This window comes from Pseudomonas sp. GLN_2, from assembly GCF_043106005.1.
Taxonomy (GTDB): Bacteria; Pseudomonadota; Gammaproteobacteria; order Pseudomonadales; family Pseudomonadaceae; genus Aquipseudomonas; species Aquipseudomonas alloputida.
This window is the reverse complement of sequence record NZ_JBICMC010000019.1, coordinates 41,083-47,453: the sequence shown is the minus strand read 5'-3', so window position 1 is coordinate 47,453 and position 6,371 is coordinate 41,083. Positions and strand designations below refer to the sequence as shown.

Sequence of the window (6,371 nt, the reverse complement as noted above, 5' to 3'; positions counted from 1 at the left end):
CCCTATCGCGACACAAGGCCGCTCCCACAAAAAAACAGAGCGTGCCTGGCCTGGGTTTCACTGCCCCAACCGGCTGGAAAACTGCCCCACCACATCCACCACCCGCTTCGCCCCGTCCTGGATCTCGACAATCACGCTACCCGTCTCATCCGCCAGCGCCAGCCCCTGTTCGGCTTGGCGCTTGCTGGTGTCGATGATCGACACTGCTGCCTGCGCCAGTTGTTCGTTCTGCTGTACCACCCGGGCGATTTCTTCGGTGGCGGTGCTGGTGCGAGAGGCCAGTTGGCGCACTTCGTCGGCAACGACGGCAAAGCCCCGCCCTTGCTCACCGGCACGGGCGGCTTCGATGGCCGCGTTAAGGGCCAACAGGTTGGTCTGCCCGGCAATGTCGCTGATGGTCTTGATGATCGAACCGATCACCCGCGACTGGGTATCCAGCGCCTGGATGCCGTCGGCCGCCTCTTGCATCGAAGCCTCCAGTCCACGCATCACGGTGACAGTCTGGGTGACCACTTCGGTGGCCTTGCGAGCACTGACATCGGTACCCAGCGAGGTGTTGTAGGCGACATCTGCCGCCTCGGCCACTGCCAGCTCCTGGTTGACCTGATCGGTGATCACGGTGGCGAACTTAACCACCTTGTACAGCACATCGTGGGCATCGAAGATCGGGTTGTACGAGGCCTCCAGCCAGATCACCCGGCCATGGGCATCAATGCGCTTGAAGCGCTCGGCAACATATTCGCCACGGCGCAGCCGGTCCCAGAACGCTTGGTAGCCAGCCGAGTTGACCTCCTGCGGTTCACAGAACATGCGGTGGTGCTTACCGCGAATCTGTTCCAGGCGATAGCCGACGGTGGCCAGGAAACGTTCGTTGGCAGTGAGGATGATGCCGTCGAGGTCGAACTCGATCACCGCAGTAGAGCGCATCAACGCCTTGATCAGGCTTTCGTGCTCGCGTGAGGTCTCGATGGTTCGGGTGAGGTCGCTGGAATGCAGGGTGAAGTACTTGATGCGCCCCTCGCAGTTCTTCACCGGCTGCAGGATAGAGCGCAGCCAGGCTTCCTGACCATTGCCCCGCAGAAGACGAAACGCACCGTTCAGGTGTTCGCCACGGCTGATCGCGCTTTTCATGCGCTGGTAGAAGTCCAGCGACTTTACGTGGGTGGGGACGATGTCCTCGATATTGCGTCCAAGCAATTGTTCGGCACGGTAGAGCATCTCGCTCTCGAAGTTGCCGTTGACCATCTCGATCCGTCCCTGAGGGTCGAGCTGCAGCACCAGCATCTCGCTGTCGAGACTACTCTTGACCTGTTCAATGGACATCAGGTCTTCGCGCAGTTGCCGGATTTCTTGCTTGAGCTTGTTGTTGAACATCACCGCTCTCCTGGAGCGCATCACGTAGTCGAATGCATCTTCATCGGCTGCCGGGGACACCTTCTTGAGTGCTGTGCGAGGAAATATTCATGAAGGCAAACGTGCCAGCGGTCAGGCGTCATCTTTACGTCACAAGGCGGTCACATTAGCGCAACCCGGCAGGTGGAAACTTTTTGTCATGAATACACCCGCCCTACGCATTACCCTGGTCAGCGAAACCTTCCCACCCGAGATCAATGGCGTGGCCAACACCCTTGGCCGCCTCAGTGAAGGGTTGCGCCAACGCGGCCATGAGGTCGAGGTGGTGCGCCCACGCCAGGCAGGCGAAGGGCACGCGCACAACGACCCGCACCTGATGCTGTGCCGTGGCTGGGCGCTGCCGGGCTACCCGGGTTTGCAGTGGGGCGAGGTGTCGATGCACAAACTGTTGCGCCGCTGGCGCCGGCAGCGCCCGGATGTACTGTACATCGCCACCGAGGGGCCGCTGGGGCTCAGTGCACTACGCGCGGCCCGACGCCTGGGGGTGGCAGTGGTCAGTGGCTTTCACACCAACTTCCCGCAGTATTCCGGCCAGTACGGCCTTGGCCTGCTGGCGCGCCTGCTCACTCACTACTTGCGCTGGTTCCATCGGCGCACGGCAATCACCTTGGTGCCGAGTGCCAGCCAGCGCCTGGAGCTGGAGCGTCGCGGTTTCGAACGCCTGGAGTTGCTGGCCCGAGGGGTCGATGCCTGCCTGTTCAATCCGGCCCGGCGCAGCCAGGCCCTGCGCGAAAGCTGGGGGCTAGGCCCGGAGGACATCGCCGTACTGCATGTGGGGCGGCTGGCGGCGGAAAAGAACCTGGGCTTGCTACGGCCTTGCCTCGAGGCATTACGCAAGACGTATCCACAGAAGCGCCTGCGCCTGATCATGGTCGGCGACGGGCCTCAGCGCGCCAGGCTTGAACAAGAGATACCGAACGCCGTGTTTTGCGGCGCCCAGCGCGGTGAACGACTGGCCGAGCACTATGCCAGCGGCGACCTGTTCCTGTTCCCGAGCCTGACCGAAACCTTCGGCAATGTGGTGCTCGAAGCCATGGCCTCAGGGTTGGCGGTGGTTGCTTATGACGAGGCGGCCGCCGCGCAGCATATTCGCCATGGCCACAGTGGCGCGCTGGCCATGCCGGGGGACCAGGCGGCGTTTGTCGATGCAGCGTGCTGGTTACTGGAAGAAGTGGAGACGTTGCGCAGGGTGCGCCTGAATGCGCGACAGCATGCCAGCCGCCAAGGCTGGCCGGCGATTGTCGAGCAGTTCGAGGGGTATCTGGATAGCGCTTGTCGCAATGTCAGTGCTGCGGCTGGGCGTTCGACGCAGTATGTGCAGCGCCTGTGAAAGCGAGCGCCGCGCAGGCGACGCTCGGCTTCGCAGGTGCCACAATGATCACGCCCGGCACTATTCAGACCAGTGCTTTTTCAATGGCCTGCACCACTGCCGGGTCATCCGGCGCCGTGCGGGGTGAGAAACGCGCCAGCACCCGGCCATCCTTGCCTACCAGAAACTTCTCGAAATTCCAGGTAATGTCACCGGGGAACTCGGCCCCCTCGCCTGCCAGCAGGCGGTACAACGAATGGCGCTGCGGCCCGTTGACCTCCAGCTTGCCCCCCAGCGGGAAGCTGACCCCGTAGTTGAGGCTGCAGAAGTCCTGGATTTCCTTTTCGCTACCCGGTTCCTGCCCGGCAAACTGGTTGCACGGCAGGCCAAGCACATTGAAGCCCTTGTCCTTGTAGATCTGGTAGAGGTTTTCCAGGGCCTTGTATTGCGGCGTCAGGCCACATTTGGAGGCGACGTTGACCACCAGCACCACTTGGCCCTTGAAGGGTGCGAGGGGCAGCTCTCCGCCGTTCAGCGCTTCCAGTTTCAGGTCGTGAAATGCACTCATGATGAAATCCCCTCTCAGGTTCCCGGTTGCCGTGCAAGCGAATTTCGCCCACTAAAAAGGCGCTCGTCCAAACCGTTCACCTCCCGTAGGAAGGCAAATCGGCTTGCCCGAGCGCCTGGCGACTTTCTGAGCTTAGCGCAGAAAATCAGTGGTGATGGCCACCTTCACCGTGGATGTGACGGTGAGCGATTTCTTCGTCGCTGGCGTCACGCACGTTCACAACCTTGACCTGGAAGGTCAGGCGCTGACCGGCCAGCGGGTGGTTGCCATCAACGGTGACGTCGTCGCCGTCGATGTCGCGGATGGTGACGATCTGCATCTGGCCGTCCGGCGCCGAAGCGTGGAACTGCATGCCCACTTCCAGCTCGTCGACACCTTCGAACAGGCTACGGTTCAGGGTGCTGACCAGTTCGGCCAGGTACTCGCCGTAGGCCTCTTCAGGTTCAATGGAAACGTTCAGCTCGTCACCAGCCTGCTTGCCTTCCAGGGCTTTTTCCAGGCCCGGGATGATGTTGCCGGCACCGTGCAGGTAAACCAGCGGCGCGCCACCGGCGGAGCTGTCGATGGTCTCCCCGGCGTCGTTGGTCAGGGTATAGTCGATGGAGACAGCCTTATTGGCGGCGATCAGCATGGGGCAAGACCTTTTGCAAAAGAATGTAGAGCGGACAAGTGTAACCTTGCCATCATCCGATTGCGAACGTGGTGCAGACGAGCAACGGCCCATCAGTCGGATCAACGGCTTTCATCAGGACGAAGAAGGCCACTGGGTGGCGGAACTTTCGTGCGGCCATACCCAGCACCTGCGCCACCAACCGCCGTGGCAGGCACGCCCCTGGGTGCTCGACCCGGCACAACGTGCGCAACACATCGGCCAGCCTTTCGCTTGCGGCTGGTGCGCACAAGGGGCCGATAGCGCTACCCTTGACCGTTAATTTCTTGCACCGCTTATTTCGAGAAGCACGCATGCAGACATTTTTCATTGCGCCGACCGACTTTGGTGTCGGCCTGACTTCGATCAGCCTGGGCCTGGTGCGCACCTTGGAGCGTGCCGGCCTGAAGGTCGGCTTTTTCAAGCCTATCGCCCAGCCCCACCCGGGTGACACCGGCCCCGAGCGCTCCACCGAACTGGTCGCCCGCACCCACGGCATCAAGCCACCGGTCCCACTGAGCCTGGCCCACGTCGAGCGCATGCTCGGCGATGGCCAACTGGACGAGCTGCTTGAAGAAATCATCCGCCTCTACCAGCAAGCCTGCGTCGGCAATGACGTGGTTGTGGTCGAGGGAATGGTGCCCACGCGCCACGCCAGCTACGCAGCGCGGGTCAACCTGCACCTGGCCAAGAGCCTGGATGCCGAGGTAATCCTGGTATCGGCCCCGGAAAACGAAGTGCTCAGCGAGCTGTCTGGGCGGGTCGAACTGCAGGCCCAACTGTTTGGCGGCCCACGCGACCCGAAAGTGCTGGGGGTGATCCTCAACAAGGTGCGTACCGACGAGAGCATGGCGGACTTCGCCACCCGCCTGCGCGAGCACTCGCCATTGCTGCGTGGCAATGACTTCCGCCTGCTTGGCTGCATCCCCTACCAGCCCGAGCTGAACGCACCGCGGACACGCGATGTGGCCGAGCTGCTCGGCGCCCAGGTGCTCAATGCCGGCGACTACGAGCAGCGGCGCATGAGCAAGATCATCATCTGTGCACGCACGGTGGCCAACACGGTCCCGCTACTGACCTCGGGTACCCTGGTGGTAACCCCCGGCGACCGCGACGACATCATCCTCGCTGTCAGCCTGGCAGCGATCAATGGCGTGCCCCTGGCCGGCTTGCTGCTGACCAGCGACAGCAAGCCTGACGTGCGTATCCTTGGCCTGTGCCGCGGTGCACTGCAGGCCGGCCTGCCGATCCTTTCGGTCAGCACCGGCTCGTACGACACCGCCAACCAGCTCAACTCGCTGAACCGCGAAATCCCGGTGGACGACCGCGAGCGTGCCGAGTTCATCACCGACTTCGTCGCCAGCCACCTCGACGCGGCCTGGCTGCACCAACGCTGCGGCACGCCGCGCGAACTGCGCCTGTCGCCGGCAGTGTTCCGCTACCAGCTGATCCAGCGTGCGCAGCAGGCCAACAAGCGCATCGTCCTGCCAGAAGGCGCCGAACCACTGTTGGTGCAGGCCGCAGCCATCTGCCAGGCCCGCGGCATCGCCCGCTGCGTGCTGCTGGCCAAACCCGAAGACGTCGACGCCGTGGCCCGCGCCCAGGGCATCACCTTGCCGCCAGGGCTGGAGATTCTCGACCCCGAACTGATTCGCGGGCGCTACGTGGAACCCATGGTCGAGCTGCGCAAAAGCAAGAACCTCAACGCACCGATGGCCGAGCAGCAACTGGAAGACCCCGTGGTGATCGGCACCATGATGCTGGCCCTGGACGAAGTGGACGGCCTGGTCTCGGGCCTGGTGCACTCCACGGCCAACACCATCCGCCCGGCCCTGCAGCTGATCAAGACCGCACCCGGCTCGAGCCTGGTCTCGTCGGTATTCTTCATGCTGTTCCCCGAGCAGGTGCTGGTGTACGGCGACTGCGTGATGAACCCGCACCCAAGCGCCGCCGAGCTGGCGGAGATTGCCCAACAGAGTGCCGAATCGGCGCAGGCCTTCGGCATCGCGCCACGGGTGGCGATGATCAGTTATTCAAGCGATTCGGCCAGCGATGAAGAAGTCGAGAAAGTGCGCGAAGCGACACGCCTGGCACAGGACGCGGCGCAGGCGCTACTGATCGATGGGCCGTTGCAGTATGACGCAGCGGCCAACCCGGCGATCGCCCGAGAGCTGGCGCCGGCTAGCCCGGTGGCCGGGCGCGCCACGGTGTTCGTGTTCCCCGACCTGAATACCGGCAATACCACGCACAAGGCGGTGCAGCGCAGTGCCGACGGGGTCAGCCTGGGGCCGATGCTGCAGGGTTTGCGCAAACCGGTGAACGACTTGCCGCGTGGGGCGCAGGTTGACGATATCGTGCATACCATTGCCCTGACGGCGATTCAGGCCAGCGTGGCGCGCTAAAAGCAGAGGCTTCTTTGCAAGCCTTGTGGG

Annotated in this window: 5 protein-coding genes and 2 pseudogenes; 3 read left to right on the top strand and 4 right to left on the bottom strand. The window is 63.1% G+C overall.

Annotated elements, in window-relative coordinates:
• Positions 1–57 precede the first annotated feature (57 nt).
• A pseudogene (locus tag ACF8Q6_RS04695) lies at positions 58–471 on the bottom strand (methyl-accepting chemotaxis protein); the annotation flags it as partial.
• Between the two features lie 180 nt (positions 472–651).
• A pseudogene (locus ACF8Q6_RS04690) lies at positions 652–1,245 on the bottom strand (PAS domain-containing protein); the annotation flags it as partial.
• 307 nt (positions 1,246–1,552) lie between these two features.
• Here ACF8Q6_RS04690 and ACF8Q6_RS04685 point away from each other — a divergent pair.
• Positions 1,553–2,743, top strand: a complete 1,191-nt coding sequence (locus ACF8Q6_RS04685; RefSeq protein WP_392490909.1) for a glycosyltransferase family 4 protein — start codon at positions 1,553–1,555, stop codon at positions 2,741–2,743.
• 64 nt (positions 2,744–2,807) lie between these two features.
• Here ACF8Q6_RS04685 and ACF8Q6_RS04680 read toward each other — a convergent pair whose 3' ends face one another.
• Together ACF8Q6_RS04680 and ACF8Q6_RS04675 are read right to left on the bottom strand one after the other, a co-directional pair.
• Positions 2,808–3,290: a glutathione peroxidase gene (locus ACF8Q6_RS04680; RefSeq protein WP_003247324.1), complete on the bottom strand. Its 483-nt coding sequence runs from the start codon at positions 3,288–3,290 to the stop codon at positions 2,808–2,810.
• Between the two features lie 145 nt (positions 3,291–3,435).
• The gene (locus ACF8Q6_RS04675) at positions 3,436–3,921 is read right to left on the bottom strand and encodes a peptidylprolyl isomerase (RefSeq protein ID WP_003247325.1); all 486 of its coding nucleotides are present in this window, start codon (positions 3,919–3,921) and stop codon (positions 3,436–3,438) included.
• Between ACF8Q6_RS04675 and ACF8Q6_RS04670 the strand changes: the two genes are divergently transcribed.
• A complete protein-coding gene (locus ACF8Q6_RS04670) occupies positions 3,920–4,222 on the top strand; it encodes a DUF3565 domain-containing protein (protein ID WP_010952015.1) in 303 nt (100 codons plus the stop codon). The two genes, ACF8Q6_RS04675 and ACF8Q6_RS04670, sit on opposite strands and share 2 nt — an antisense overlap.
• Positions 4,223–4,253: 31 nt before the next feature.
• A complete protein-coding gene (gene pta / locus ACF8Q6_RS04665; RefSeq protein WP_014755345.1) occupies positions 4,254–6,341 on the top strand; it encodes a phosphate acetyltransferase in 2,088 nt (695 codons plus the stop codon).
• Positions 6,342–6,371: the final 30 nt, after the last annotated feature.